Source organism: Pseudomonas sp. D1HM (assembly GCF_019266105.1).
GTDB classification, from domain to species: Bacteria; Pseudomonadota; Gammaproteobacteria; order Pseudomonadales; family Pseudomonadaceae; genus Aquipseudomonas; species Aquipseudomonas taetrolens.
The window spans coordinates 69,250-93,760 of sequence record NZ_LRMN01000005.1 but is presented as its reverse complement, the minus strand read 5'-3'; the positions used below and the strand labels follow the sequence as shown (position 1 = coordinate 93,760).

Sequence of the window (24,511 nt, the reverse complement as noted above, 5' to 3'; positions counted from 1 at the left end):
CATGCAAATTGCTTTGGCGCCGATGGAGGGGTTGGTCGACAACATCCTGCGTGATGTTTTGACCCGCACCGGCGGTATTGATTGGTGCGTGACCGAATTTATTCGGGTCACCGAGCGGCTGCTGCCCGAAGCCTACTTCCACAAGCTTGCTCCTGAACTCCAGCACGGCGCCAAAACCCGTGCCGGTGTGCCCTTGCGCGTGCAATTGCTGGGGTCGGATCCGGCCTGCCTGGCGGACAACGCGGCCTTGGCCTGCCAGCTGGGCTCTGAAGTGATTGATCTGAACTTTGGTTGCCCGGCCAAAACCGTGAACAAGTCCCGTGGCGGTGCGGTGCTGCTCAAGGAGCCCGAACTGTTGCACGCCATCCTGCTGCAAGTGCGCCGTACGGTACCTGCGCATATCCCGGTGACGGCCAAGATGCGTCTGGGTTTTGACACGCCTGACAGTGCCAATGAATGCGCCATTGCCCTTGCCGAAGGCGGCGCCAGCCAGATTGTGGTGCATGCGCGGACCAAGATGGACGGTTACAAGCCTCCGGCGCACTGGGAGTACATCGCTCAGGTGCAAGAGGCGGTCAAGGTGCCGGTGTTTGCCAACGGTGACATCTGGTCGGTAGAAGACTGGCGCCGTTGTCGCGAAATCAGTGGCGCGCAAGACATCATGCTGGGTCGCGGGCTGGTGTCACGTCCGGATCTGGCCCGGCAAATCGCCGCGGCACAGGCGGGCGAAGAGGGGGTGGAAATGACCTGGGCGGACTTGCAGCCCATGATCCGTGACTTTTGGGCCCAGGCAGAGGCTCAGTTGACTCCGCGTTCGGCTCCGGGGCGTCTCAAGCAGTGGCTGGCCATGCTGACACGCAATTACCCTGAGGCGGCAGTGCTGTTCAACGCCATGCGTCGCGAGACCGACTGTGAGAAGGTCCGTCATCTGGTTAACAGCTCAGATTTTCAAGCGGTTTGAGCAGGGCGAATTTTTTTCAAAAAAGCCCCTTGAAATGACATTGCCGATCCTTATTTAGCGAGTACGCGATGCCGAAACCGGGTCGCGGAGACAAAATCTCGCTGAAATCAGGAGGCTAAATGATGAGCAACGCATTTTCCATGGCGCCACTGTTCCGTAATTCTGTCGGTTTTGACCGTTTTAGTGATTTGTTTGAAACAGCATTGCGCAATGAGTCGAGTGGTGGCTACCCACCTTACAACGTCGAGAAACGCGGCGAAGATCAATACCGCATCGTTGTAGCGGCAGCAGGCTTCCAGCAAGAAGACCTGGACCTGCAAGTCGAGAAAGGTGTGCTGACGGTGAGCGGCAGCAAGCGTGAAACCGCTAACGACGAAGGCCTGACCTATCTGCATCAGGGCATTGCCCAGCGGGCCTTCAAGTTGTCCTTCCGTCTGGATGACCACATCGAGATCAAAGGCGCAGGCTTGAGCAATGGCTTGCTGAGCATCGACCTGCAGCGGGTCGTACCGGAAGAGGCAAAAGCCAAACGCATCCCGATCAACGGGGAGCAACAGCCTGCACTGCAGCACTGATCCGGACCGCGTGGAACCCCGTCGTCACGGCGGGGTTCTTTTGACGGTCCGGGAGAGCAGGGAGCCTGCAGGCATGTGCCTGGACGGGCAGTACGCAGGCATTTGCTTTTGACCCTCTCCCCGGAGCAAGTGCCTGCATTTTCCTTCATGTCCTCGACCCTGCCACCGGGCGGTTACTTGGCGGCCTGTCTGGCAGTGCCCTGGCGGTTCTGCAGGTTTTTGTCGGCTTTGTAGCGCAACGCGACTTCCGGCACACTGCCGCTTTTACCGGTTTCGATCCATTTGCGAATGCGCCCGGCATCGGCAAAGTGCGTGTATTTGCCGAAAGCATCGAGGATCACCAGCGACACCGGACGATTCCCCATCTCGGTCACCAGCACCAGGCAATGTCCGGCCTGGTTGGTGAAGCCGGTTTTGGTCAGATGGATATTCCACTTCTCCTTGTTCACCAGATGGTCGGTATTGCGAAAGCCCAGGGTGTAGTTGGGCTTGCGGAATGCGACGGTCTTTTCCTTGGTGGTACTGAGCTGGCTGAGCACCGGGTAATGGCGTGCGGCGGCCAGCAGTTTGCTCAAGTCCCGGGCAGTCGAGACGTTGTGGGTCGACAGGCCGGTCGGCTCGACATAATGGGTGCTCATCATGCCCAGGCTCTTGGCCTTGGCGTTCATCGCGGCAATAAAGGCCACGTAGCCGCCCGGATAATGATGGGCAAGGCTGGCTGCGGCGCGGTTCTCCGATGACATCAGGGTGATCAGCATCATCTCCCGGCGGGACAGCTCGCTGTTGAGTTTTACTCGGGAAAACACACCTTTCATCTCTGGTGTGTCGCTGATGTTGACCGAGATGAATTCATCCATTGGCAACTTGGCGTCCAGCACCACCATGGCTGTCATCAGTTTGGTCACCGAGGCGATCGGGACAATCACGTCCGGGTTGCTGGCATAAATGATCTTGTTGGTTTTCAGATCGATCAACATCGCGCTGCCTGAGGCGATGTGCAGTTGTGAGGTATCCCGGGGGGCAGAAATGCTTTCAGCCGCTGCGGCGGTTGAAGAGGCGCCAGTGCCTGTCAGAACGAAAAGCAGGCTTAAGATGGAGAGATGAATTTTCACGCAGATTGACTCAAGGAGGGTTGGGAAGTGCCGTGTTGCAATGGGTGTTATACACATTGCGTTACATTTAGAGAGTATGGATCAATAACGTTCAAAATGCCTGACATTGCAGGGGCTTGGAGCGTGTTTTTCATGTGAATCATTGTTCGCGGATTTTCCTGCCTGCGGCAGAAGCCGCAAACGCTTGAAGGGCCGGCAATTGTGTAAAATGCCGGCCCTTGAAAATGACCGGCCCGCCCGATGACCCCTGAAGCCTTAAGTATCCTGCAACTCCATTTATTGACTGCGCTGCAGACTGCGCCAGACGAAACCCGGCGCTTGTTTCATGGTCGCGGACGTTGCTGGCCGGGCCTTGAGCAACTGACAGTCGATTGGCTGCAAGGCGTGGTACTGGTCTCGCTTTTCAAGGCGCCGGATGCAGAGCAACTGAGCGCACTGAAAGCGTTGCTGCTGGAGGTTGCGCAATCATCCGCGTGGCAAGCCAGTGGTGCCCACACGCTGGTGCTGCAGCATCGTTATACGCTGCAGAGCGATACCGAATGGCTGGTGGGTGAGGCAATCGATGAATGGACCCTGACCGAAGGCGGTTTACGCTACCGCGTGGACCTGGGCCGCAAGCAGAACAACGGCCTGTTTCTGGATATGCGCTACGGCCGCGACTGGGTGCGGGCCAACGCCGAAGGCAAGCGAGTCTTGAACCTGTTTGCCTATACGTGCGGGTTCTCGGTGGCCGCGATTGCAGGGGGTGCCGAGCATGTGGTCAATCTCGACATGTCCCGTGCGGCCCTGAGCCGGGGTCGCGATAATCATCGGCTGAACGGGCATGACATGACCCGGGTGACATTCCTGGGGCATGAGTTGTTCAAGTCCTGGGGCAAGGTCAAAAGTACCGGGCCTTACGATCTGGTGATTATCGATCCGCCGTCCTTTCAGAAAGGCAGTTTCTTGCTGACCAAGGATTATCAGCGAGTGGTGCGGCGCTTGCCGGAGTTGCTGAGCGAGAACGGCACAGTGCTGGCGTGCATGAACGACCCGTCATTGGGTTCGGACTTTTTGATCGACGGTGTGACCCGGGATGCGCCGGGCCTGCGATTTGAGCAGCGGCTTGAAAATCCGCCGGAGTTTCCTGACGCCGATGCGGAGTGCGGCTTGAAGGCGCTGGTATTCAGGCAGGGCGCCTGACAGGCAAAAAAAAGCCCGCGGGGGGAGGGTGCGGGCGAAGGGTTCAATAAATGAGCCTCCCGACTCTATAACCTGCAGCCGGCGATTTCAGTGAAATAAAATTCATCTCGACCGTAGCCGCTGTCGCAGGCTGCGATGGGTTGCGAAGCGACCCTGAACGCTTGAAGTCTCTTCGGATCTTATCGCAGCCTTCGGCAGCGGCTACAAAAGCGCCCCGGTTCGTAGCAGTTGACGAGTGCAACGAGGCTACGTGGGTTTTTGATCCCGATATCCCAGCGGCTGCTGCGCAGCCCGACGCGGCCTCGTTGTACTCGGTCATCGCCACAGATTGTGGTTACGGGAATCAGGTGCGCGACGATTCAAACAGGAACCACACGCGGCGTTCGGCTTCGTCGATCCAGTTTTCCAGCAGGCTGGAGGTGGCAACGTCTCCCAGTTCCGAGCACATGTCGTGGGTTTCGCGCATGTAGGCCGCGAGCTGGATGTTGTCTTCCCGCAGTTCAGCCAGCATGTCTGCCGGGGTGACGAAGTCGGCGTCGTTATCCAGCAGTCGCTGGAGCTTCTTGATATGGCCAATGGAGCGGATCGTGGTGCGCCCCAGCTTGCGCACGCGCTCGGCAATGGCGTCGACGGTGGCATAAATCTGGTCTGCCTGCTCGTCCAGCAGCAGGTGGAAGTCGCGGAAGTGCGGGCCGGACATGTGCCAGTGGAAATTCTTGGTCTTCAGGTAGATGGCAAAGGTGTCCGCCAGCAGCGCGTTCAGTTCGGCGGCGATATTGATGCACGCTTCTTCACTTAGCGCTGAAGGGGTCCGCAGATCGGCCTTTCTGCTTTCCTTGGCGGATTTCAGGTCTTTCATGATGGTTCCTCATGCAGTCAGTTGAAGGGGACACACCGTGTCATTGCGGCTGACTTAAGACCAGGAACAGGCTTTCGTCAAACCCGCGGCGCGGGACCAAATCCATGCCGGCGGGACAAAGAGCAAGATCATTCAAGACTTGCGCGGGTGTTGTTGCGACCCTTTGCCGCTGCTTACTGCCGGGATGTTTTTGATGCCTACTTCACTTCCTCGCGTCGCCTTCATTCGCGGCACGATCGCTTGTCTTCCACTGACGCTGGCATGTGCACCCTGGGGGTTGCTGGCGGGCTCGACCGCCATTGATGCGCAGTTGACTCCGATGCAAGCCCAGGGGTTGTCGATGTTCGTGTTTGCCGGAGCCGCCCAGCTGGTGGCGATTGGCATGATCAAGGGCGGGGCCAGCGTGCTGTCGATTTTGCTCACGACCCTGCTGCTCACATCGCAGCACCTGCTGTACGCCATGCACTTGCGTCCGGTGCTGTCGCCGTTGGCACCCAAGTGGCGATGCGGGCTGGGTTTCTTGCTCACCGATGAGTTCTTTGCGCTGGTCAGTCCGTTTGACCGGCAGACGTTCAACCGCTGGTATGCGCTGGGTGTCGGGCTATGCATGTACGTGGGCTGGAACCTCTTCACTTGCCTCGGCGTGGTGCTGGGCAAAAGCATTCCCGGGCTCGATCAACTGGGGCTGGAATTCTCGATTGCCGCGACCTTCATCGCCCTGATCACCCCCGTGGTGCGCTCCGTGCCCACGGTCGTCTGCGTCGCAATTTCACTGTTGAGCGTGGTGCTGTTCAGTTACTGGCAATGGGAGTCGGCCATTGTGCTGGCCGGGCTGGCGGGCATGACCGCCGGGTACCTGTGCAAGCGACTGGGAGGGTTCTTGGCATGATGTGGGTGATTATCGGGGGGATGACGCTGATTCTGTTTTTCAACCGCTACCTGTTTTTGGAGCCGCGGTTACCGATTCGCTTGAATCGCGGGGTCCGGGAGTTCCTGGGGTTTGCCGTGCCGGGCATGCTCACTGCGATTTGCGGGCCGATCATTTTCGTCAAGGATCATGCGCTGGATTTGAGCCCGACCAATCCGTATCTGCTGGCCGGCCTGTGCGCGATAGGGTTGATGCTCTGGAGCCGTAACGTCTTGCTCAGTGTTGCGTCCAGTGTTGCGCTGTTTTATCTGTTTCGCGGCTGGCTTTGACCTGTGCGGCGGCCCGTGACGTAAACGGGCCGCTGACGGCAACACCTTCGCTGACCACATACCAGCAGGCCAGAAGTCCGTCGGCGCGAAGCGGAGCGGGTACTGCGCTACCTACGACAGACATCACCTGAAGCTTTGACATAGACACCTCCTGTAAACAATGGCATCACTTTACGGTCTGGGCCGTCGCACAAAAAATCATTGCGCGTGATAGTCGCCATCGATAACGGTGAAGGTGTTTGGGTCGGTGGTTTAATCGACCACCTGGTCGAGCATGTGCATGACGTCCTGGTCGCTCATCAAGCCCTTGGCCACCAGATGCTGGGCCAGTAGCGAAACCAGTTTGGCGCTGCGATGGCCTTCAAGCTGCTTGAGCTCGGTCAAGGTGTTGTACACCTTGACCGACGTGCACAGGCCAGCGGTGCGATGGGGGTTTTGTGTAGGCATTGCTGTCGTCCTTGTTGTTATGTGCCGATATTCCCTGTTTCTATCAGACCTGCTATCCGCTGTACAAGCCTGCCGGCATGGCCCCGGCGACGATCAGCGGTGCCACCGGTATCCCGGGAGTAGCGCAAGGCGTGTTCACGGGCTCCTTTGGCAAGCGGGCTGGCCGGGGGTGGAACTGCAGCCTCTGCTGCGTGGTGAATCGGTGCAGTGCAGGGGGGATCAATTTAAACAGAGTGTCACCGAAGCCTGGAATTTGTGTAAGGTCTGATTCCGCTGACGCGTTTCAGCACGCGCGCGGTAACAACATCGACAAGAAACCATGACGGCGTGCGCCGTTTATCCAACAGCCTTTTGCAAGGAGATGAGCATGCAAATGAATCCGGACAAAGATACCCAGCTGTGCATGTCATTGTCGGCTCGACCGGGGAACTTCGGACTGCGTTTTCATAATCATCTGTACGAACAGCTGGGCCTGAATTTTTATTACAAGGCCTTCAGCAGCCAGGATCTTGCGGGTGCGGTCGCAGGGATCCGCGCCCTGGGCATTCGGGGTTGCGGGGTATCGATGCCCTTCAAGGAGGCCTGCATTGCACTGGTTGACGAGCTGGATGCGTCTGCCCGGGCCATTCAGTCGATCAATACGATTGTGAACACCGGCGGCTACCTCAAGGCGTTTAACACGGACTACATCGCCATTGCGCAGTTGCTCGATAGCCACGCCGTGCCCAAGGACACGACGTTTGCGCTGCGGGGCAGCGGTGGCATGGCCAAAGCCGTGGCCTCGGCGTTGCGCGATGGCGGTTACAACAACGGTGTGATTGTGGCGCGCAATGAGACCACGGGTGCTGCCCTGGCCAAAAGCTGTGGCTATGACTGGCAACCAGCGCTGGGTGCGCACAGGCCGCAGATGCTGATCAATGTGACCCCCGTGGGCATGACAGGCGGGGCGGAGGCCGATTTACTGGCGTTCGAGGCTGATGCGGTTGATCGTGCCGAGATTATCTTCGATGTCGTGGCGATCCCGTCAGAAACCCCCTTGATTGTGCGTGGTCGCGATCAGGGCAAAAAGGTCATCACCGGCCTTGAGGTCATTGCGATCCAGGCCCTGGAGCAGTTTGTGCTCTACACCGGCGTTCGACCGACGCAGGCACAGTTCCAGGCGGCAGTGGCGTTTGCCCGGGGGTAAGGCGGTGCCGGGCGAGCAGGGTCTCGCCCGGCTACGGGGTTATTCGAGTTCGGCGAGGCGGGCTTCGAGCGCTGCGATCCGGGCTTCAAGGGCCTCGAAGCGCTCCAGGGTGTCTGCTGACCCCGGGCTGCGTTCGGCAGGCTGCTGGCGAGCGGCGAGGATGGCCTCGATGTCGGCCGGGTCGCCCAGGGCATGCATGTAGCGGTCTTCGCGCTGGCCGCTCTGGCGCGGTAGCAACAGCGCCAGATCCCGGGCGATCAAGCGTTCGAGCTGATGCTGAACCTGAGCGCTGTCTTCAAAGTCGTGCATGCGTGCGCTGCGGGTCAGTAGCTCGTTCAGCGTTTGCGGTCCTCGCAAAAACAGCAATCCCATCAACACCACTTGGGCGGGCACCAGTTCCAGCGCCTTGTCGACCTTGTGCTCCCAGCGGTCGGCACGGCTACCCATCACCAGACGGGTAAAGCCACGCCCCTCAAGGGCCCGCAGACTTTGACCGACCTGACCCTGGTTGAGATTCATCACGGGCTCGCGGCTGGTTTTCTGGTTACAGGCCAGCACCAGGGCATTCAGGGTCAGCGGGTAAGTGTCAGGATGAGTGGCCTGTTTTTCAATCAGGGAACCGAGGACGCGCAGCTCGACCGTGTTCAAACGGGGCTCGCTGCCGGATTCGGCGGGTGTGGTTTCTGGAAACTGACTCACGGGGACATCCATTCTCTTCTCCATTTTCAGCAACTGTTGTCAGCGGCCATTGTGGAGTTTTTTCGCAAGCAGGGCGACTTTTGTGAGATCAGCTCATTGGTGGTGTGATCTTCCGCCGGGACTGGATACACCGCCTGCGTGATTAACCCCAGATCGATGCCTTCTTGATACGCCTGAAAATGCCGGGCAGGTCTATAATCGCCGCACATTTACTTCCCGCCCACAGACTGTCGAGACTTTCATGACTATCTCTCTGTACGCTGCTTCCATTCCCGTGTTCAAACAAATGCTCAACGCCATGAGCGGTGTCCTGACCAAGGCTGAAGCGCATGCTACGGCCAAGAACATTGACCCGAGTGTGTTCCTGCAGGCGCGTCTGGCGCCGGACATGTTCCCGCTGGTGCGTCAGGTGCAAATCGCGGTTGATTTTGCCAAGGGTGTTTCGGGCCGTCTGGCTGAAATCGAATTGCCGAAGTACGACGAAAGCGAAACCACATTTGCCGACCTGCAAGCGCTGATCAGCAAGGTGCTGGCCTTTGTTGACACCATCAAGCCCGAGCAGGTCGATGGCAAGGAAGGGATTGAAATCGTGACCCGTCCAGGGACACCCAAAGAAAAACGCTTCAGTGGCCAGTCTTACCTGCTGACCTACGGCCTGCCGCAGTTCTTCTTCCACGTCACGACCACCTACGCGATCCTGCGCCACAATGGCGTTGAAGTCGGCAAGCGCGATTATATGGGTGCGTTCTGACTGAGTGAGCATGGGCGCTGACTAGCGCCCTGCCAGCGGTTCAGGAGTCGCCCTTGCGGGCGCTCCTGGATACGCCCTGATTCAGGCGGTCTGGTCTTCTTTGGCCAGGCAGGCCGCAGCGGTAAACAACACGTCGGTGGAGGAGTTGAGTGCGGTTTCGGCAGAATCCTGCAGGATGCCGATGATGAAGCCCACTGCCACCACTTGCATGGCAATTTCGCTCGGGATGCCGAACAGGCTGCACGCCAGCGGAATCAGCAGCAACGACCCTCCCGCCACCCCGGAAGCACCGCAGGCACACACCGCTGCCACCACGCTCAGCAGGAATGCTGTGGGCAGATCGACCTGAATCCCCAAGGTGTGCACCGCGGCCAGTGTCAGCACGGTAATGGTGATCGCCGCTCCGGCCATGTTGATCGTGGCGCCCAGCGGAATCGATACCGAGTAAGTATCTTCATGCAGGCCCAGACGCTCGCTCAACGCCATGTTCACGGGAATGTTGGCCGCCGAACTGCGGGTGAAAAATGCCGTGATGCCACTTTCGCGCAGGCACAGGAACACCAGCGGATACGGATTGCGCCGCAGCTTCCAGAAAACGATCAGGGGATTGACCACCAGTGCTACGAACAGCATGCAGCCAATCAGCACTGCGAGCAGGTGCAGGTAGCCCAGCAGCGCGCTGAAGCCGGCGGTGGCGAGTGTAGAGGCCACCAGGCCGAAAATGCCCAGCGGGGCAAAGCGGATCACGACGCGGACGATCAAGGTCACGCCGTTCGACAGGTCGTTAAGTACCGTGCGGGTGGTGTCGCCGGCATGGCGAATGGCGATGCCCATGCCGATGGCCCACGCCAGAATGCCGATAAAGTTGGCGTTCATCAGGGCGCTGACCGGGTTGTCGACCACGCTCAGCAGCAGGCTTTGCAGGACTTCGCTGATGCCGCCGGGGGCTGATACCGGAATGTCCTGCGTGACCAGTACCAGAGAGGACGGAAATGTCATGCTGGCAACCACGGCCACAGCCGCTGCCGCAAAAGTGCCGAACAGGTAGAGCACCAGGATCGGGCGGATGTGGGTTTCTTGTCCGTGCTTGTGGTTGGCAATGGAGGCCATGACCAGGACAAACACCAGAATCGGGGCCACGGCCTTCAAGGCGCTGACGAACAGTTTGCCAATGAAGGCCACGGAAAGTGCCCCGGCAGGCGCGAGCCAGGCCAGCAGAATCCCGGCAATCAGTCCGATGACAATCTGGGTCACCAGGCTGGTGTGTTTTAGCCTGTAAAACAGGGAAGGGGGAGTGTCGGTCATAAAGGCGTCTCTAGTTGTTTTGGGTGGCGCATACGAAAACGTGTGGCCGGTCAGCAACAAGTGGGCAGGCTGATCGACGAGAACCAGTAAGCATAAACGTTTTGTTTAAGTAGCTGCAGCGGCCGAGTTTAGTCGTGCGTGCCGGGCACGTCTGTCTGACCAAGCTCATGGCGGGCGGCGGACTTTATCATAGAGATGCAGGAGGATTCCCGGGTAAGGGGCAATCTGCCACACCCGATGTGTATCCACGGCCCGGTCACGGATCCCTGCCGGATACTCATTCTGTTACTATTGCCCATCCTCATATTTCTTCAAGTCAGTGGGCCTTTTGGTCGTCACTGGCGTCGCTGTTTCTGGAGTTATTCATGCTGTTGCCCATCCTGCTGCTGTCTGCGGCCGGTTTTACCGTGCTTACGACCGAGTTCATTATTGTCGGGCTGCTGCCTGCGATTGCCCGGGACCTTGACGTGAGCGTGCCCCAGGCCGGGTTGCTGGTCACGCTGTTCGCCTTCACGGTGGCAGCCTTGGGGCCGTTTTTGACCGCCTACTTTGCGCGGTTCGAGCGCAAGCGCCTGTTTATCGTCATTTTGTTGATGTTCGCCTTTGCCAATACCGTGGCCGCGCTGGCGCCCAACATCTGGGTGATGGGTTTTGCGCGTTTGTTGCCAGCGTTGGGTTTGCCGGTGTTCTGGGCGCTGGCCAGTGAAACGGCAGTGGGTATCGCAGGGCCTGAATACGCCGGCCGGGCGATTGCCAAGATAGGCTTTGGCATCGTCTGTGCGACGGTGTTCGGTATCCCTGTCGGTACGCTGATCTCGGATGCGTGGGGCTGGCGCAGTGCGTTCGGTATTCTGGCGGTGGTGGCGCTGGCCAAGGCCGCGCTGTTGTGGGTGTATCTGCCGGCGATCCGGGTGGTCAATGAGCAGTCCAGCCTGAGTTCACAATTTGTCATGCTGCGCAGCCCGCTGGTCATTGGCCATATCCTGCTCTCGGTGCTGGTGTTTAGCGGCATGTTTACCGCCTACACCTATCTGGCCGACATACTCGAGCGGTTGGCGGGGTTCGATGGCACGGTGGTCGGTTGGTGCCTCATGGGCTTTGGCGCGGTGGGGTTGGTTGGCAATTCGCTGGGCGGACGCATGGTCGATCGCCATCCGCTGATTGCCTCGATCGTGTTCTGTACCTTTATGATCTGCGGCCTGCTGGCGCTGGTACCGAGCATCCATTCCACTTTGGGGCTGGCGGCGGCGATGGGGGTTTGGGGCGTGACCCAGGCGGCCATGTTCCTGATCAGCCATGTGCGGTTGATGAAAGTCGCGGCCCATGCGCCTGCGTTCGGTGCCTCATTGAACATTGCCGGTGGCAATCTGGGCATTGGCCTGGGGGCAATGATCGGTGGACGAGTGATCGACAACTACGGCCTGGGCAGTCTCGGGCTGGCGGCGGCCGGGTTCATCCTGCTGTCGATCGTGCTCGCGCTGTGGTTGATGAAGTGCAAGCCCGTGTCGCCCGCGATCAACTGCCCGGACCGGTAAACAACTCGCGCCGGGCACTCTCGGTGATGGCCACGATGCCGGGGTGCCGGATCTTGCGCTCAACGGTAATGGCGTAAAAGGATTCGGTGACCGCTTCAGTGTGCCCGATCAGCTCTACGTCGAACTGGCGCATCACTTCCTGGGCAATCACGCTGGGTGCGATAAAAACCCCGATTCCGGATTGGCCAAAAGCCTGCATCAGGGCGCTGTCATCGAACTCGCCAACAATTCGCGGCTGTATTTGCTGCTCGGCCAGCCAGCGTAGCAGGCGGCTGCGAAGCACGGTTTCGGGGCCGGGGATCAGCAGCGGGGCACCTTGCAGGCACTGCGGGAAGTTCTCGGCATAGTCTTTGGCCAGGCTGCGGGCGGCAAAAAAACTGATGCCGCACTCGCCGAGCTTCTGGCTGAATCCCTTGATGTCCAGGTGAGAGGGCATCGGGCTGTCGGAAATCACCAGGTCAAGGCGCTGGATGGCCAGGTCTGCCAGCAACCGGTCCAGCTTGTCTTCGCGGCAGGTGATGCGGATCGGTTCATCAAGCTCCATGGTCGGAGCGATCAGGCGATAGACAATCGATTTGGGCACCACGTCGGCAACCCCGACCTTGAACAGTACCTGCTGTTCTTTGGGGGACATGCGCAGCATGCTCTCCAGTTCGCTGCCGACCTGGAAAATCTGTTCTGCATAGGGCAAGACCTGGCGCCCGGTTTCGGTCAGTTCCAGTTGCCGGCCGACGCGACGAAACAACGGCAGGCCATAGGTTTGCTCCAGCAGGCTGATTTGCCCGCTGATGGTTTGTGGCGTGAGATTCAATTGCTCGCAGGCGCGGACAATGCTGCCGGTTTTGGCTACGACCCAGAAGTAGTGGAGCTGGCGGTAATTAAGCATTGGGCGCTTTCCACTTCGTAAAAACCGAAGTATAACCCTTGAAAATACGAATTTTACTGAAGTGTTGGAGTCTTTAGAATCCCGCGCTATTCACGGGTCATGTTGTTGACTGCTGATTTATAGAAGGAAATCACGATGAAGATTAAGCACGCAGGTGTTGCTGTACTGTTGGCGACGGCTCTTTTCGTCATCAGTGGCTGTGATCAGGCTGAAAAGGCTGCACAACAGATGCTGGATAAAACCGCCGAGTCGGCCAAACAGGCGATTGATGACACCCACAAGGCGGCTGAACAGGCGCTGCACGATGCCACAGGCCGGCCGGTCGAAAAGGAACAGCCTGAGCAAGAGCGTCAAGAGTCGTCGTCACACACCATTTAATTTGTCTTACCGCAGAGTCTGAGTACACCTATGGAATATCTTTTAGAGCTGGCGGTCAGTCCCGCCGCTTGGGTCGCGTTGGCCACCTTGATCGTGATGGAAGTCGTACTGGGTATCGACAACCTGATCTTCATCTCGATTTTGACCAACAAATTGCCGGCGCAATTCCGCACCAAGGCGCGGCGCATCGGCATCGGCATGGCGCTCATCTTGCGTCTGGGCCTGCTCAGCACCATCGCCTACATCGTGCAGCTGACCACGCCGGTGTTTGAGGTATTGGGGCAAGCGTTCTCGTGGAAGGACATGATCCTGATCGCCGGTGGCCTGTTCCTGGTGTGGAAGGCTACCAGTGAAATGCACCACAGCATGCAGCCGGTGGTGGAGGATGAGTCTGCCATCAAGACGTCTACGGTGACGTTGGGCTTTGCCGCGGCCATCGGGCAGATTCTGATGCTGGACATGGTGTTTTCCATTGACAGCATCATTACCGCGGTCGGCATGACCGAGCATTTGCCGATCATGGTGGTGGCCGTTGTGGTAGCGGTGTTGGTGATGCTGCTGGCCTCCGAGCCTCTGGCCAAGTTCATCAATGAGAACCCGACCGTCGTCATGCTGGCCCTGGCCTTCCTGATCATGATCGGCATGACCCTGATCGCTGAAGGTTTCGGCTTCCATGTGCCTAAAGGCTATGTGTATGCGGCGATGGCGTTCTCGGCCACGGTTGAGACACTGAACATCGTGGCACGAAAGATTCGCGAAAAACGCCAGGCTGCTCTGGTGAAATAATCTCGGGTCGAACATCAAAAGCCGCCCTCCTGCATAAGGATGGCGGCTTTTTACATTGGGGTGTTTGCCGCGCCAACTGCCGATTTGGCAGGGGGGCTTTGTGGAGCAGGTTCTACGTGAGGTTCAGGGTGATGGTGGCGACGGCTGATGCGCATCACGCCCCACAGCATGGCGGCGGCAACGGCCAGCCAGCCGGTAAACAGCAGAAAAACAGTCAATGCCGGGCTCATCAGTGCCTCCCTTGCCCACAACGGGCACAACACATGTCTAAGCAGTGGACAGTCTAGCCTGAGCAGCGTTGCAGTCTATTGACCAAAGGTCGCGTGGGACTAACTGATTTGCTCTATATGAACAGTCCTGCTGTGGGGTAAGGGTATACCTCTTTCGGCTCGCGTCCTATGATCCACCACCAGGCCGGACCTGAAGGTCCGGGGTTCATTCAAGCGAGGGAACATGCAGGGAGTGATTGGTTTGAGAACTGCGCGGCAGTGGTTGGTGGCCGTCTGTGCCGTGGCGGTGGTGGGGTGCGCCAGTGTCGAGCCGCCGCAAATCCGGGGCTTGCCGGAAAGGGTCGAACTCAATGGGGTGCCATTTTTCCGTGGAAACGCGCATCAAAGTGCCCCGCATGTATTGGCCAGCATGTTCGGCGAGCAACGGATCAGAACAACCCCGGGTTTGCTGGTCAAACCCTTGAAGCTGCCAGGTGCAGAGGCTTCATTGCAAGGCAATATGGAGCGCCTGGCCGCCGAGTACGGCTTGATGGTGTATCCGCTGGACACCTCCATGCCGGCGTTGCTGACCCAAGTGGCGGCGGGATACCCGGTGATGCTGCGATTCAGCGAAGGCAGAATCTGGTCCGAGCCGCGCTACGCCATGCTGGTGGGCTACAACCGTGACAAGCAGACGGTGTTGTTGCGGGCCGGTATGGATCGGCGTCGATTGATGGACTTCAAGGCATTTGAAGCCGCCTGGGCAGATGCCGGCAATTGGGCGGTGCTGATCATGTCGCCGGATCAGTTGCCGGCCAATGTCGATAAGGCACGCTGGCTGACAGCCGCCAGCGAATTGTCCCGTGCAGGCCAGGAGCAGGCTGCGGCCCGGGCTATTCGGACCCTTGAGGCACGCCCCTGACGGTCGCCGTGATTGGCGCGGTGACCGCGAGGGTGCGAAGGCGCTTAGCTTAAAAGCCGAACTTGTCGCGCAGGCTGTAGTACCACGCACCTAGCGCAGTCAGCGGCGTACGCAACAGTTGTCCGCCGGGGAAAGGGTAGTGCGGCAGGTCAGCAAAGGCATCGAAACGTTCCGCCTGACCCCGCAAGGCCTCGGCCAGCACCTTGCCTGCCAGATGGGTGTACGTCACGCCATGGCCACTGCAGCCTTGCGAGTAATAGATGTTGTCACCGATGCGCCCGACCTGAGGCAGGCGTGACAATGTCAGCAGGAAGTTGCCCGTCCATGCGTAGTCAATTTTCACGTCCTTGAGTTGCGGGAATGCCTTGAGCATTTTCGGGCGAATAATCGCCTCGATATTGGCCGGGTCCCGCGCGCCGTACACCACCCCGCCGCCAAAGATCAGGCGCTTGTCACCGGACAGGCGATAGTAATCGAGCAGGTAGTTACAGTCTTCGACGCAATAGTCCTGTGGCAGCAGGGTGCTGGCCAGCTCTTCGCCCAGCGGTTCGGTGGTGATCACCTGTGTGCCGCACGGCATGGATTTGGAGGCCAGCTCAGGGACCAGATTGCCCAGATACGCATTGCCCGCCACGATGATGAACTTGGCCCGGACCTTGCCCTGCGGCGTGTGTACCACCGGGTTGGCGCCGCGCTCAATGCGAATGGCCGGTGACTGCTCGTAAATCGTACCACCCAGGGATTCAACCGCCGCCGCCTCGCCCAGCGCCAGATTGAGCGGGTGAATATGCCCGCCACTCATGTCCAGCAGCCCGCCCTGATATTGATCACAGGCGACGACCTCACGAATCCGGCGCTGATCCAGCAGCTCCAGGTGAGTATTGCCATAACGCTCCCAGAGCTTCTTCTGCGCTTCCAGGTGCCCCATCTGCTTGCTGGTGATGGCTGCAAACACACCGCCGTCTTTCAGGTCGCACTGGATCTGATACTTGGCGACGCGATCGCGAATGATCTTCCCGCCCTCAAAAGCCATCTGCCCCAACAACTGCGCTTGCCTGGCCCCCACCGTACGCTCGATCACATCGATGTCGCGGCTATAGCTGTTAACGATCTGCCCGCCATTACGACCCGACGCGCCAAACCCCACTTTGGCCGCTTCCAGTACCGTCACCTTGAAACCGCTCTCCAGCAAAAACAGCGCGCTCGACAGCCCGGTATAACCGGCACCGATCACACAAACGTCCGTCTCGACATCATTTTGCAGGGCAGGGCGCTCAGGAACCGGATTGGCCGAAGCTGCATAGTAGGACTGGGGGTAGGGAGTGTTCGACATTCTGCAGCCTCTGTTTTATATTTTTTACGAGTGCCGCCGATGCTACCTGAGTTGAAATCCCCCCGCCAGCCACCCCGGACGACGCTTTTTTGCCTATCAAATAAAAAATTCGACTATTCATAGGGTTAGCTGCAAAAAAGGTGTTGACACCCCTCTGCAAATCTATAGAATGCGACCCCACAGCAGGCACGTAGCTCAGTTGGTTAGAGCACCACCTTGACATGGTGGGGGTCGTTGGTTCGAGTCCAATCGCGCCTACCAAACAAAATCCGCTCTGCTGGGCGGTCTAGAAGGGCTCACCGAAAGGTGGGCCCTTTTTTGTTGTCTGCGATTTGCAAAACCCCTATTTCAGAGCGCCAACGCCCAATCAGCCCCCACCTCCAGGTACTCGATACCTTTCTCTGAATGCCCATCCTGATAGTGTTTGGTCATCTTCGCGTCGGCGTGGCCCGTCTCAACCGGATCGGCGTAATGTCGGGGTCCACAATCGTCATCAGGCCCGCTTTGTGCGGGCTTTTTTGTGAGGGCAACGTCTACTGTCTTTCAAGCTTTCGTTTCAGTCGCCTGAGATTGCTATTGATGATCAGCTTATGGGCGGGACCTACCGGTAACATGTAGGCGCGCCCAAAGGCGTTATGGGTGACGACAGATGATGTGATCGTGAACACGTGAGCTGTTATCGAAAGGCAAATCATGACATCCAGGTGCCGGTCACGTTCGGTTAGAACCAGGATGTCGGGGGCACTATGCTCTACCAGAAAGAAGTCCAGCCGTTCGCCAGCATGTATTGTCTCTCGCCTGGCACCGGAGAACCCGCCGATCCGTTTCACGCCGAATAACGAGGAAATGGCGTCCCTCATCCGGAAAGCTAGCCGCATGAACAGCCCCGTTTCGGCGGTCATGATGTTCCAGGCGTCAAGAGGTGTGATGTCAACCGGAAGCGGAACCGACCTGCAATCATAGTAATCAAGATCGGACAGTGCGCGCAGAGTGTGAGCAGGTGATGTGGTATCCAAAGATTGTCCCTTTTAGTGGCCCGGTTTCCATTCCCGATAAAATCTGAAGCGGATCATTATGTCGCCATACGATGCCGAATAACTACTGGCTGCAGACCGATATGGGCCGGCTTCTGCGGGTTACCACAGGTCAGATTCGAGCTGGAGCTGTCCTTGATGTCTATTTGGCGTTGCCATATGTTATCGGCATTCATGGAGGAATCTGACTGATGGCACGCGTAGGTTTGATATTGAGCCCCGGTTTTGCGGACTGGGAATATGCTTTCATTGCTGGAACCGGGTCCCCGTTTTACGGGATCGACGTCAGGTTTTTTGCTGCTGCTACGGGACAGATCCACTCGCAGGGCGGGTTGGCTGTCACGATCGATAGCAGCTTGCAACAATGTCTGGACTGGAAACCGGATGTTGTTGTCGTTATCGGAGCAATGGTCTGGGAAAGTGCAGAAGCCCCGGATATTCGAGATTTTCTGCATGCTTGCCGTTCACGTGGAGCGACACTTGCCGGTATCTGCGGGGGAACGTTGGCGCTTGCGAGGGCCGGTCTTCTCGACACGATTCCTCATACCTCGAACAGCGCTGATTTCTTACAAGAGAATGCCGCAGGCTATGCAGGGCACGCGTTTTATCGAAACAGTTCAGTAGCGGTGGTTGCAGACCGCATCATAACTGCTCCAGGCCCTGCACCCGTTAGCTTCACCTGCGCAGTATTCGAAGCTGCCGGGTTGTCTTCAGAAACCATTTCTCAGTTCAGGTCAATGTTGGCAGCGGAACATGTGTAACTGCTTGCTCCCGTAAAATAGCCGATCAGGTGATGCTCACCGCAAGGTGGGCCATTTTTTATCTGGCCAAACTCTCCGGTGACATTGATCCGCAGCCAGGCCTTGCACTGCACAAATCGTCGGCACGTTGTGATGGCCGCTTGCCGGCGTTAAAGGCCTCGGCGCTCCTCTCGTCGTAATCTCTGACAGAAATATTGACCAGAATCTTCCTACGCCGTTAACTGTATATTCATACAGTTTAATGAAGGCGTGCGTCATGAGCTTCACACTTTTGGGTCCTCTTGCTGAAGGCGGGATAGGCTTGCCGCTTTGCTCGTTCAAGATTCCGGCCGGTTTCCCGTCTCCCGCTGCGGATCACATTGAGAAGGTCATTTCTCTGGATCAGGTGTTTAACGTGCGTGCGCCGCATGTCTATCTCGCGTCAATTGACGGCGACAGCATGCAAGGGATCGGGATTTTCTCAGGTGATCTGGCGGTCATTGATCGTTCTATTGAGCCCGCCCACGGTCATGTTGTGGTGGCGCTGTTGAACAATGATCCGATCTGCAAGCGTCTGTGCATGCGCGGGAAGGATGTGATCCTCAAGTCTGAAAACGCCCAATACCCGGACAGGCACATCATGGAAGGCGACGATCTGTCGATCTGGGGTGTGGTGACTTACAGCGTGCGCAGCCATGGTCATTAAGCCCAAGCCGGTTTTCGCACTGATTGACTGCAACTGCTTCTATGCCAGCTGCGAGCGTGTCTTCCGGCCTGATTTGGCCAAAGTCCCGATCGTGGTGCTGAGTAACAATGACGGCTGTGTGATCGCGCGCAGTTATGACGCCAAGCAGCATATCAAAATGGGCGAACCCTATTTTCAGATCAAGCATCGTCTAGAGGCGTTGGGGATCGTTGCGTTTTCATCGAACTATGCGCTGTATGGGGACATGAGCGAGCGCGTCATGAGCCTGATTGAGTCAATGGTGCCGGCGGTTGAGGTTTACAGCATCGATGAAGCGTTTGCTGACCTGACCGGGATTGCGGATGTCGGTGCAATGGGTCGGCAGTTACGCGCCAACATTATCAAGTGCACCGGCATTCCTGTGGGGGTCGGTATCGGCCACACCAAGACGCTGGCCAAACTCGCCAATTACACTGCCAAGCGTCTCCAGGTTCATACGGGAGGGGTGGTGAACCTCTGCGGCGACCATGAGCGCGACTGGGTGTTGCGCAATACGGCGGTGTCCGAGGTGTGGGGGGTAGGGCGGCGCATGGTGGTTCACTTTGAAAACATGGGCATCCGCACCGCCATGGACCTGGCCAAAACGGATCCGTGGACACTGCGCAAGAAGTTCAGCGTGGTAGTGGAGAAAACGGCACGAGAATTATCAGGGACGCCATGCCTGGAGCTGGACGAACCTGATCCGCCGAAGCAGGAGATCTGCTGCAGCCGCATGTTTGGCAAGCGACTGACCGAGCTGGCGCCGATCAAAGAGGCGGTGGCCACCTACATGATGCGTGCCTCCGAGAAGCTGCGGGCGCAGAAGTCCTACTGCAAGAAGATAAGGGTCAGCATCCGCACCGGCATGTTCAACCCGGACGAAGCCAAATACGCCAAAGGGGTGGTGGTGACGTTGCCGTATCCGACGGACGACGTGCGGCTGCTGACCAAGGCTGCGGTCGATGCGCTGGACCATGTCTTTCAACAGGGGTTCAGGTACAGCAAGGCAGAGGTCCTGCTCCTGGACCTCAGGCAGCCAGGCGAATTTTCGGATGATCTGTTTGCCGTAAACCAGCCCGCTGAAGCTTCACGGGTGATGGCGGTGCTGGACGAGATCAATGGCCGCTGGGGAAGAGGGACGCTGCGCGCCGCCAGCGTTCCGGACAAACCGGACTGGGGCATGCGCAGGGAGATGATGAGCCAGGGCTATACCACCAGGCTTGACCAGTTGTGGACGGTGTCGTGCAGGTAGAGTTCGGCAGTGTGAAGGGAGATTCCATTGGCCGATCAAACAACCTCCGCTTTGCTGGCTGCATTGATTAGGTTCGACGCCCTGATCAGAGGCCATAGATTTCGGCGCGCCGCGATGGGTGGTGATCGTCTTGCGACTCACGCCTACGCAGCAGGCTTTAACCGTCGCTCCAGGCAATAGGCTGCCATCAGGACGCCTGTGCGAGCACTTGATAACGACTCTGTAGAAATCCGTTATCAGGCACTGCTGAGTCAATCAGGCGTAAGTCACGCTCGTCACCCGGCTGGCTGAACAATGGAATCCCTTTGCCCAATAACACTGGAATACGTCAGGTATGTACCGGGTGTGGTGACAGGGATTGCGAATCGGCCAGACAGCTCCTTTCGGCCCTTGGATGTCAACGCCAGTGCCCGGCTATCGAGGTCCTGAATAACCCACTTGCGGCTTATGAGTGTCTGTAGAAGCGCCGCGCCGAGTGCGCCGGCAAGATGAGGGCGCCGCATGCTCCAGTCCAGGCATGAACACGCGAAACGACGTCGCTGGGCCTTTGCCTCGCCAATCTCGATGCCGAGAGCGGTCATTGCTTTTTCGCCGCTCTGCGTAAGGTCATACAGGCCACTTCCAGCGTCGGGGACGGTTAGCCATCCTGAGGCCATGAAATGATCGTGCAACTGTACGGCCAATGTGCCTGCCATGTGGTCATAACAGGTGCGTGCGAACTGCAGTCGGGTTGGGGTCGTTGAAACATAGCGTGTGTCGGTGTTTTGGCTGATCACCATGAGGGCTTCGATCGCCCGGGCCACTTGCGCGTCCGCCAGACTGTAGTAGCGATGCCTGCCCTGCGTATGCAGTTTTACCAATCCGTCCTCTTTCAGTCGGGCCAAATGCGCACTCGCCGTCGATGCACTCACGTCGGCGATGATGGCCATTTCGGTGCTGGTGCGGGCATGGCCATCCATCAGCGAACACAGCATTTTCGTTCTCGCCGGTTCGGCAATAGCGCCGGCGACCCGAGAAATTGCGCTGTCATTGCTTTGAGCGTCCATAGTTCGTTCCTGAGCGAATCGTCGGCATGAAGGATGTTCGATAGTAGCCGTTCTTTATGGACAGGACGTGTGCAATGACGCCTTTTGAAGCCGCTACCCATGCTGATCCCTACGGTTATTACTCAGGCCTCAGGCGGCAAAGCGGCCTGTTATTCGATGCAGAACTTGGTTTATGGATTGCAAGTGATGCGCGCGCCGTAGAGGCCATTCTGGGGCACGCCGATTGTCGGGTGCGCCCGCTAAACGAGCCGGTTCCTCCGGCCCTTGCGCAAGGTGCCGCAGGCCGGATTTTCGGTCGTCTGATGCGCATGAACGAAGGCCCGCAGCACCTGTTGCCCCGGGTGGCAATCGCGCCGGCCCTGGCTGCTGTCGGGACAGAAAGCATCGCAGACAGGGTGTCACGGGTGGTCGAGACCCTCGATAACCCGTTCGAAAACCTGGATGAGTTGATGTTCACGTTACCGGTTTGCGTCATTGCAGCCTTGATCGGCTTCCCGTCCGGCCGGCTACAGGACGTTGCGCGGCTGACGCGGGATTTTGTCGCGTGCTTGTCGCCGTTAAGCGACGAAGCTCAACTCGGTAAAGCCAATACCGGGGGCGCTCGGCTGAGCGAATTATTCAGTGCGTTGCTGAGTGACGAGGGGGGCAGTAGCGGCTTTTTGCGTCATATCCGGAACGGATGCGAAGCCATGGCCGGGGACGATCATGAGACGTTGGTCGCTAACCTGATCGGCCTGTTGTCGCAGACCTGCGAAGCCACCGCAGGCCTGATCGGCAATAGCCTCGTAGCGCTGCATCGAAATCCGCAGCTGTTTGAAGACCTGCAATCTGAGCCAATGTACGTTGCAGATCTGGTGGCAGAGGTTGCCCGCTACGACTCGCCCGTGCAAAACACCCGGCGATTCGTCGCGAAGCGGTGCACCATCGGGGGCTACGTCCTGGAGGCGGGCGATACGGTACTAGTGTTGCTCGCGTCTGCCAACAGGGACCCTTGCGCGAACCCGGATCCCGATAGTTTTTTGCTCAACCGGGCTCAACGACGCACCTTCAGTTTTGGCTCGGGAAGGCATGCATGCCCCGGCCAGCAGCTTGCCTTGGCGATTGCCTCAGAGGCGATTCTGGCATGGCTGCATCGACAGCCGGCCTCATTGGCGAGTCCTTGTCGATGGCGTTATTTGCCTTCCCTGAATGGTCGCATTCCCCGGTTCTATCCTGATCAGGAGACAGCGCAATGATCGCAGTCATTTTTGAAGCATGGCCGCACGAGGAGCAGTATCAGCACTATCTTGATCTTGCGGCTGAACTGAAACCCCTGCTGGAAGAACTGGATGGGTTCATTTCGGTTGAACGTTTCCAGAGCCTCAGCGAACCCGGAAAGGTGCTGTCACTGTCATTCTGGCGTGACGAGGAGGCGATCAAACGATGGCGCGGCCTTGAGCTGCACCGCGCGGCTCAATCAGCAGGCCGCAAGCAGGTGTTTGATGACTATCACCTGCGCATTGCGCAGGTCGTACGAGATTACAGCCTTGAGGATCGCGCTCAGGCGCCGAGCGATAGCAAGCAAGCGCATGAATGAAAGAACGGCTTCGTGAACTTTTCCACTGCCAAGGCCGTGTGCTGGCGGATGACTTTTTGGCGGGCGTGAAAAAGCCCGCGCAGGCGGGCTTTTTCAATGGCCGGGAGCAGGTGACGGCCGGGCTGCCCCGGGTCAGGTTACCGGCTGGCTGTTACTGAAACTTGTCGAGGTGAGTCTCCGGGCCATCCTTGACCACCGCCTGAGCCTTGCCAAAGCTTTCCATCAGGCATTTGTATTCAGGGCACACATGGTCCGCAAGGATTTGAGCGAAACGCGAGCCTTCTGGGCGGTTCCACGTTTGCATCAGTTCAGCGACGATGGCGAAGGTATCGGTCGGAATCGCTCCAGCCTGCGTGACTCGGGCGATAGTGGTGTCAGTTGCCAACTTGCTCCAGTTGCCTGATGCATCGACAACGCAATAGGCTTTGTAACCCGCCTGCACTGCGCTTACGGCTGGAAAGGCCATGCATACGCTGGTCAGGGTGCCGGCGATGATCAGCGTTTTGCGCCCTGTCTTTTCAATCTCCTTCACAAATAAAGGGTTGTCCCAGGTGTTGATCTGCCCGGTGCGAGGCACGTACACCGCGTGAGGCGCGTGCTCATGGATTTCTGGAATCAGTGGGCCGTTGGGCCCGTCCGGAACGGATGCTGTAGTGATCACTGGAATGTTCAGCAGCGTCGCGGTTTTGGCGATGGCTATAACGTAGTTACGAAGATCGGGGATGGAGACATCGCGAACGGTGTTGAACAATCCGCTCTGATGATCGATAAGCAAAATGACTGCATCATTCGGGTCCAGCATTCCATTGGTAGTAGCCATGTAGTTGCCTCGTAAGTGCAGGGTTGACGCCGATGTGCCCCACCCATGCGGTGAGGCGCCTTAACCAATCGATTACAAAGTAGATGCCGGATGTCCAAACCACAAGTACGCACATGTAGGATACTTACTTCCCAAAAGATACTGAGAGGTTGCGATGTCTACCGGTAAAAAAGATGCAAGTTGCCCCGTCGAAACCACGCTGAAAGTCATTGGCGGGAAATGGAAAGTACTGATCATTCATTTCCTGCTGGAGGACACCAAGAGATTTGGTGAACTGGCGAAATGTCTGGGGCGCATATCGCCCAAAACGCTCGCTCAGCAACTGCGTGAACTGGAGGAGGACGGCGTGATTGCTCGTGAGGTTTTTGCGCAGGTTCCCCCGAAGGTTGAGTACACGATTACTTCGCTGGGGATCACCCTGTCGCCTATCCTGCATGCGATGGCGGACTGGGGAACGTTTCTGGAGGCAAGGCAAGAAAAAACCAAAAGAACATCCCGGAATTCGAGCCCGGCAGATTGATAGCGCTAACACGTGTCCAGGGCATTAACGCAATCGAACGACGACCAGATTCAGGGGTGAAAGCATGACAGAGGTCTATCAGGGAAGCTGCCTTTGCAAGGCGGTCAGTTACGAGCTGCTCACGGCCCCCAAAGCCGTGAGTCATTGCCATTGCGGCCAGTGTCGAAAAGGTCACGGTGCGGCATTCGCGTCCTATGCAAGCGTACCCCGTAGCGCGCTGCGAATACTCAGCGGCATCGACAGCATCACCGTCTACTCCGCCTCCGAATCAGTGCTGCGCGAGTTCTGCTCACGCTGTGGTTCGACCTTGTTCTGGTCACGCACGCAAGGCGAATTTTCCGGTTGGGTTTCTATAGCGCTCGGCACACTGGACACGCCCTTCACGCCTCGTGAACAAAAACACGTGTATGTCGGATCCAGCGTTGACTGGTACACGCCACTCGATCCCTTTCACCCTCAAGGCTGATGGCGTTGGC

31 protein-coding genes and 1 tRNA gene are annotated in these 24,511 nt (G+C 58.0%); 20 read left to right on the top strand and 12 right to left on the bottom strand.

Going from position 1 to position 24,511, the window contains the following annotated elements; all coding sequences use genetic code 11:
* Nucleotide 1 precedes the first annotated feature (1 nt).
* Together AWM69_RS07585 and AWM69_RS07580 are read left to right on the top strand one after the other, a co-directional pair.
* Nucleotides 2-961, top strand: a complete 960-nt coding sequence (locus tag AWM69_RS07585; RefSeq protein ID WP_218726144.1) for a tRNA-dihydrouridine synthase — start codon at nt 2-4, stop codon at nt 959-961.
* Between the two features lie 122 nt (nt 962-1,083).
* A complete protein-coding gene (locus tag AWM69_RS07580; RefSeq protein WP_048383428.1) occupies nt 1,084-1,536 on the top strand; it encodes an Hsp20 family protein in 453 nt (150 codons plus the stop codon).
* A gap of 173 nt (nt 1,537-1,709) precedes the next feature.
* Here AWM69_RS07580 and pbpG read toward each other — a convergent pair whose 3' ends face one another.
* The gene (gene pbpG, locus AWM69_RS07575; RefSeq protein WP_131653037.1) at nt 1,710-2,648 is read right to left on the bottom strand and encodes a D-alanyl-D-alanine endopeptidase; all 939 of its coding nucleotides are present in this window, start codon (nt 2,646-2,648) and stop codon (nt 1,710-1,712) included.
* Between the two features lie 240 nt (nt 2,649-2,888).
* Between pbpG and AWM69_RS07570 the strand changes: the two genes are divergently transcribed.
* Nucleotides 2,889-3,830, top strand: coding sequence for a class I SAM-dependent methyltransferase (locus AWM69_RS07570; protein WP_131653036.1), 942 nt, complete (start codon nt 2,889-2,891; stop codon nt 3,828-3,830).
* 343 nt (nt 3,831-4,173) lie between these two features.
* On the opposite strand, the gene AWM69_RS07565 is transcribed toward AWM69_RS07570, so the two are convergent.
* Nucleotides 4,174-4,689, bottom strand: coding sequence for a Dps family protein (locus tag AWM69_RS07565; RefSeq protein WP_131653035.1), 516 nt, complete (start codon nt 4,687-4,689; stop codon nt 4,174-4,176).
* A gap of 193 nt (nt 4,690-4,882) precedes the next feature.
* Between AWM69_RS07565 and AWM69_RS07560 the strand changes: the two genes are divergently transcribed.
* Complete coding sequence (locus AWM69_RS07560) at nt 4,883-5,578, top strand: AzlC family ABC transporter permease (RefSeq protein ID WP_218726143.1); 696 nt, start codon at nt 4,883-4,885, stop codon at nt 5,576-5,578.
* Complete coding sequence (locus AWM69_RS07555; protein WP_048383255.1) at nt 5,575-5,886, top strand: AzlD domain-containing protein; 312 nt, start codon at nt 5,575-5,577, stop codon at nt 5,884-5,886. The genes AWM69_RS07560 and AWM69_RS07555 overlap by 4 nt, the downstream gene beginning before the upstream one ends.
* Here AWM69_RS07555 and AWM69_RS22810 read toward each other — a convergent pair.
* Both AWM69_RS22810 and AWM69_RS07550 read right to left on the bottom strand, forming a co-directional pair.
* The gene (locus AWM69_RS22810; RefSeq protein ID WP_074702897.1) at nt 5,834-6,028 is read right to left on the bottom strand and encodes a hypothetical protein; all 195 of its coding nucleotides are present in this window, start codon (nt 6,026-6,028) and stop codon (nt 5,834-5,836) included. The two genes, AWM69_RS07555 and AWM69_RS22810, sit on opposite strands and share 53 nt — an antisense overlap.
* A gap of 110 nt (nt 6,029-6,138) precedes the next feature.
* Nucleotides 6,139-6,333, bottom strand: a complete 195-nt coding sequence (locus tag AWM69_RS07550; RefSeq protein WP_218726142.1) for a hypothetical protein — start codon at nt 6,331-6,333, stop codon at nt 6,139-6,141.
* A gap of 367 nt (nt 6,334-6,700) precedes the next feature.
* Between AWM69_RS07550 and AWM69_RS07545 the strand changes: the two genes are divergently transcribed.
* Nucleotides 6,701-7,519: a shikimate 5-dehydrogenase gene (locus AWM69_RS07545; RefSeq protein WP_131653032.1), complete on the top strand. Its 819-nt coding sequence runs from the start codon at nt 6,701-6,703 to the stop codon at nt 7,517-7,519.
* Between the two features lie 39 nt (nt 7,520-7,558).
* On the opposite strand, the gene AWM69_RS07540 is transcribed toward AWM69_RS07545, so the two are convergent.
* Nucleotides 7,559-8,230, bottom strand: coding sequence for a YceH family protein (locus AWM69_RS07540; RefSeq protein ID WP_218726141.1), 672 nt, complete (start codon nt 8,228-8,230; stop codon nt 7,559-7,561).
* Between the two features lie 229 nt (nt 8,231-8,459).
* Between AWM69_RS07540 and AWM69_RS07535 the strand changes: the two genes are divergently transcribed.
* Nucleotides 8,460-8,969 carry a DUF1993 family protein gene (locus AWM69_RS07535; protein ID WP_048383269.1) on the top strand — a complete coding sequence of 170 codons (510 nt, stop codon included), beginning with the start codon at nt 8,460-8,462 and terminating at the stop codon, nt 8,967-8,969.
* A gap of 81 nt (nt 8,970-9,050) precedes the next feature.
* On the opposite strand, the gene sstT is transcribed toward AWM69_RS07535, so the two are convergent.
* Complete coding sequence (sstT, locus tag AWM69_RS07530; RefSeq protein WP_218726140.1) at nt 9,051-10,274, bottom strand: serine/threonine transporter SstT; 1,224 nt, start codon at nt 10,272-10,274, stop codon at nt 9,051-9,053.
* A gap of 365 nt (nt 10,275-10,639) precedes the next feature.
* Between sstT and AWM69_RS07525 the strand changes: the two genes are divergently transcribed.
* Nucleotides 10,640-11,809, top strand: coding sequence for an MFS transporter (locus AWM69_RS07525; RefSeq protein WP_218726139.1), 1,170 nt, complete (start codon nt 10,640-10,642; stop codon nt 11,807-11,809).
* Here the strand turns inward: AWM69_RS07525 and nhaR are convergent.
* Entirely contained in the window at nt 11,790-12,695 is a 906-nt protein-coding gene (gene nhaR / locus AWM69_RS07520) for a transcriptional activator NhaR (protein ID WP_048383272.1), read from the bottom strand. The genes AWM69_RS07525 and nhaR overlap by 20 nt on opposite strands.
* Nucleotides 12,696-12,830: 135 nt before the next feature.
* On the opposite strand from nhaR, the gene AWM69_RS07515 reads away from it, so the two are divergent.
* Both AWM69_RS07515 and AWM69_RS07510 read left to right on the top strand, forming a co-directional pair.
* Nucleotides 12,831-13,073: a lipoprotein gene (locus tag AWM69_RS07515; protein ID WP_048383273.1), complete on the top strand. Its 243-nt coding sequence runs from the start codon at nt 12,831-12,833 to the stop codon at nt 13,071-13,073.
* Nucleotides 13,074-13,103: 30 nt separating this feature from the next.
* Entirely contained in the window at nt 13,104-13,859 is a 756-nt protein-coding gene (locus AWM69_RS07510; protein WP_131653029.1) for a TerC family protein, read from the top strand.
* 50 nt (nt 13,860-13,909) lie between these two features.
* Here the strand turns inward: AWM69_RS07510 and AWM69_RS07505 are convergent, their stop codons facing one another.
* The gene (locus tag AWM69_RS07505; RefSeq protein ID WP_218726138.1) at nt 13,910-14,089 is read right to left on the bottom strand and encodes a hypothetical protein; all 180 of its coding nucleotides are present in this window, start codon (nt 14,087-14,089) and stop codon (nt 13,910-13,912) included.
* Between the two features lie 223 nt (nt 14,090-14,312).
* Between AWM69_RS07505 and AWM69_RS07500 the strand changes: the two genes are divergently transcribed.
* Nucleotides 14,313-14,990: a peptidase C39 family protein gene (locus AWM69_RS07500; protein WP_218726137.1), complete on the top strand. Its 678-nt coding sequence runs from the start codon at nt 14,313-14,315 to the stop codon at nt 14,988-14,990.
* Nucleotides 14,991-15,039: 49 nt separating this feature from the next.
* On the opposite strand, the gene AWM69_RS07495 is transcribed toward AWM69_RS07500, so the two are convergent.
* Entirely contained in the window at nt 15,040-16,323 is a 1,284-nt protein-coding gene (locus tag AWM69_RS07495) for an FAD-binding oxidoreductase (protein WP_131653028.1), read from the bottom strand.
* Between the two features lie 184 nt (nt 16,324-16,507).
* Between AWM69_RS07495 and AWM69_RS07490 the strand changes: the two genes are divergently transcribed.
* Nucleotides 16,508-16,584 (top strand) — tRNA-Val (locus AWM69_RS07490).
* A gap of 272 nt (nt 16,585-16,856) precedes the next feature.
* Here AWM69_RS07490 and AWM69_RS07485 read toward each other — a convergent pair.
* Nucleotides 16,857-17,339 (bottom strand): DUF2867 domain-containing protein, encoded by a 483-nt coding sequence (locus AWM69_RS07485; protein WP_131653027.1) that lies wholly within the window; start codon nt 17,337-17,339, stop codon nt 16,857-16,859.
* A 209-nt stretch (nt 17,340-17,548) separates the two neighbouring features.
* On the opposite strand from AWM69_RS07485, the gene AWM69_RS07480 reads away from it, so the two are divergent.
* From AWM69_RS07480 to umuC, 3 genes are all read left to right on the top strand, one after another.
* Complete coding sequence (locus AWM69_RS07480; protein ID WP_218726136.1) at nt 17,549-18,118, top strand: DJ-1/PfpI family protein; 570 nt, start codon at nt 17,549-17,551, stop codon at nt 18,116-18,118.
* 256 nt (nt 18,119-18,374) lie between these two features.
* A complete protein-coding gene (locus AWM69_RS07475) occupies nt 18,375-18,803 on the top strand; it encodes a LexA family transcriptional regulator (protein ID WP_131653025.1) in 429 nt (142 codons plus the stop codon).
* A complete protein-coding gene (umuC, locus tag AWM69_RS07470; protein WP_218726135.1) occupies nt 18,793-20,073 on the top strand; it encodes a translesion error-prone DNA polymerase V subunit UmuC in 1,281 nt (426 codons plus the stop codon). Before AWM69_RS07475 ends, umuC begins: the two co-directional genes overlap by 11 nt.
* A gap of 275 nt (nt 20,074-20,348) precedes the next feature.
* Here umuC and AWM69_RS07465 read toward each other — a convergent pair whose 3' ends face one another.
* Nucleotides 20,349-21,119: a helix-turn-helix transcriptional regulator gene (locus tag AWM69_RS07465; RefSeq protein ID WP_131653022.1), complete on the bottom strand. Its 771-nt coding sequence runs from the start codon at nt 21,117-21,119 to the stop codon at nt 20,349-20,351.
* A 74-nt stretch (nt 21,120-21,193) separates the two neighbouring features.
* On the opposite strand from AWM69_RS07465, the gene AWM69_RS07460 reads away from it, so the two are divergent.
* Genes AWM69_RS07460 through AWM69_RS07450 form a run of 3 tightly spaced genes read left to right on the top strand, consistent with a single transcriptional unit; the run spans nt 21,194 to nt 22,853 of the window.
* The gene (locus AWM69_RS07460) at nt 21,194-22,354 is read left to right on the top strand and encodes a cytochrome P450 (RefSeq protein ID WP_218726134.1); all 1,161 of its coding nucleotides are present in this window, start codon (nt 21,194-21,196) and stop codon (nt 22,352-22,354) included.
* Complete coding sequence (locus AWM69_RS07455) at nt 22,351-22,695, top strand: antibiotic biosynthesis monooxygenase (RefSeq protein ID WP_131653020.1); 345 nt, start codon at nt 22,351-22,353, stop codon at nt 22,693-22,695. Before AWM69_RS07460 ends, AWM69_RS07455 begins: the two co-directional genes overlap by 4 nt.
* On the top strand, nt 22,692-22,853 hold the full coding sequence (locus tag AWM69_RS07450) for a hypothetical protein (protein ID WP_218726133.1): 162 nt from the start codon (nt 22,692-22,694) through the stop codon (nt 22,851-22,853). The genes AWM69_RS07455 and AWM69_RS07450 overlap by 4 nt, the downstream gene beginning before the upstream one ends.
* Here AWM69_RS07450 and AWM69_RS07445 read toward each other — a convergent pair.
* Nucleotides 22,847-23,515, bottom strand: a complete 669-nt coding sequence (locus AWM69_RS07445) for an isochorismatase family protein (RefSeq protein ID WP_218726132.1) — start codon at nt 23,513-23,515, stop codon at nt 22,847-22,849. The genes AWM69_RS07450 and AWM69_RS07445 overlap by 7 nt on opposite strands.
* A 154-nt stretch (nt 23,516-23,669) precedes the next feature.
* On the opposite strand from AWM69_RS07445, the gene AWM69_RS07440 reads away from it, so the two are divergent.
* Nucleotides 23,670-24,035 (top strand): helix-turn-helix domain-containing protein, encoded by a 366-nt coding sequence (locus AWM69_RS07440; protein ID WP_218726131.1) that lies wholly within the window; start codon nt 23,670-23,672, stop codon nt 24,033-24,035.
* Between the two features lie 64 nt (nt 24,036-24,099).
* A complete protein-coding gene (locus AWM69_RS07435) occupies nt 24,100-24,501 on the top strand; it encodes a GFA family protein (RefSeq protein WP_218726130.1) in 402 nt (133 codons plus the stop codon).
* Nucleotides 24,502-24,511 lie beyond the last annotated feature (10 nt).

Excerpts from the sequence above, each read along its gene's own strand:
- AWM69_RS07440 (WP_218726131.1), top strand. The coding sequence starts at position 23,670 with ATGTCTACCGGTAAAAAAGATGCAAGTTGCCCCGTCGAAACCACGCTG.
- AWM69_RS07505 (WP_218726138.1), bottom strand. The coding sequence starts at position 14,089 with ATGAGCCCGGCATTGACTGTTTTTCTGCTGTTTACCGGCTGGCTGGCC.
- AWM69_RS07445 (WP_218726132.1), bottom strand. The coding sequence starts at position 23,515 with ATGGCTACTACCAATGGAATGCTGGACCCGAATGATGCAGTCATTTTG.
- AWM69_RS07540 (WP_218726141.1), bottom strand. The coding sequence starts at position 8,230 with ATGGATGTCCCCGTGAGTCAGTTTCCAGAAACCACACCCGCCGAATCC.
- AWM69_RS07450 (WP_218726133.1), top strand. The coding sequence starts at position 22,692 with ATGAAAGAACGGCTTCGTGAACTTTTCCACTGCCAAGGCCGTGTGCTG.
- AWM69_RS22810 (WP_074702897.1), bottom strand. The coding sequence starts at position 6,028 with ATGTCAAAGCTTCAGGTGATGTCTGTCGTAGGTAGCGCAGTACCCGCT.
- AWM69_RS07460 (WP_218726134.1), top strand. The coding sequence starts at position 21,194 with ATGACGCCTTTTGAAGCCGCTACCCATGCTGATCCCTACGGTTATTAC.
- AWM69_RS07495 (WP_131653028.1), bottom strand. The coding sequence starts at position 16,323 with ATGTCGAACACTCCCTACCCCCAGTCCTACTATGCAGCTTCGGCCAAT.
- umuC (WP_218726135.1), top strand. The coding sequence starts at position 18,793 with ATGGTCATTAAGCCCAAGCCGGTTTTCGCACTGATTGACTGCAACTGC.
- sstT (WP_218726140.1), bottom strand. The coding sequence starts at position 10,274 with ATGACCGACACTCCCCCTTCCCTGTTTTACAGGCTAAAACACACCAGC.
- AWM69_RS07545 (WP_131653032.1), top strand. The coding sequence starts at position 6,701 with ATGCAAATGAATCCGGACAAAGATACCCAGCTGTGCATGTCATTGTCG.
- AWM69_RS07555 (WP_048383255.1), top strand. The coding sequence starts at position 5,575 with ATGATGTGGGTGATTATCGGGGGGATGACGCTGATTCTGTTTTTCAAC.
- AWM69_RS07535 (WP_048383269.1), top strand. The coding sequence starts at position 8,460 with ATGACTATCTCTCTGTACGCTGCTTCCATTCCCGTGTTCAAACAAATG.
- AWM69_RS07580 (WP_048383428.1), top strand. The coding sequence starts at position 1,084 with ATGAGCAACGCATTTTCCATGGCGCCACTGTTCCGTAATTCTGTCGGT.
- AWM69_RS07475 (WP_131653025.1), top strand. The coding sequence starts at position 18,375 with ATGAGCTTCACACTTTTGGGTCCTCTTGCTGAAGGCGGGATAGGCTTG.
- AWM69_RS07560 (WP_218726143.1), top strand. The coding sequence starts at position 4,883 with ATGCCTACTTCACTTCCTCGCGTCGCCTTCATTCGCGGCACGATCGCT.
- AWM69_RS07465 (WP_131653022.1), bottom strand. The coding sequence starts at position 21,119 with ATGGACGCTCAAAGCAATGACAGCGCAATTTCTCGGGTCGCCGGCGCT.
- AWM69_RS07480 (WP_218726136.1), top strand. The coding sequence starts at position 17,549 with ATGGCACGCGTAGGTTTGATATTGAGCCCCGGTTTTGCGGACTGGGAA.
- AWM69_RS07435 (WP_218726130.1), top strand. The coding sequence starts at position 24,100 with ATGACAGAGGTCTATCAGGGAAGCTGCCTTTGCAAGGCGGTCAGTTAC.
- AWM69_RS07565 (WP_131653035.1), bottom strand. The coding sequence starts at position 4,689 with ATGAAAGACCTGAAATCCGCCAAGGAAAGCAGAAAGGCCGATCTGCGG.
- AWM69_RS07570 (WP_131653036.1), top strand. The coding sequence starts at position 2,889 with ATGACCCCTGAAGCCTTAAGTATCCTGCAACTCCATTTATTGACTGCG.
- AWM69_RS07510 (WP_131653029.1), top strand. The coding sequence starts at position 13,104 with ATGGAATATCTTTTAGAGCTGGCGGTCAGTCCCGCCGCTTGGGTCGCG.
- nhaR (WP_048383272.1), bottom strand. The coding sequence starts at position 12,695 with ATGCTTAATTACCGCCAGCTCCACTACTTCTGGGTCGTAGCCAAAACC.
- AWM69_RS07455 (WP_131653020.1), top strand. The coding sequence starts at position 22,351 with ATGATCGCAGTCATTTTTGAAGCATGGCCGCACGAGGAGCAGTATCAG.
- AWM69_RS07550 (WP_218726142.1), bottom strand. The coding sequence starts at position 6,333 with ATGCCTACACAAAACCCCCATCGCACCGCTGGCCTGTGCACGTCGGTC.
- AWM69_RS07500 (WP_218726137.1), top strand. The coding sequence starts at position 14,313 with ATGCAGGGAGTGATTGGTTTGAGAACTGCGCGGCAGTGGTTGGTGGCC.
- AWM69_RS07515 (WP_048383273.1), top strand. The coding sequence starts at position 12,831 with ATGAAGATTAAGCACGCAGGTGTTGCTGTACTGTTGGCGACGGCTCTT.
- AWM69_RS07585 (WP_218726144.1), top strand. The coding sequence starts at position 2 with ATGCAAATTGCTTTGGCGCCGATGGAGGGGTTGGTCGACAACATCCTG.
- AWM69_RS07525 (WP_218726139.1), top strand. The coding sequence starts at position 10,640 with ATGCTGTTGCCCATCCTGCTGCTGTCTGCGGCCGGTTTTACCGTGCTT.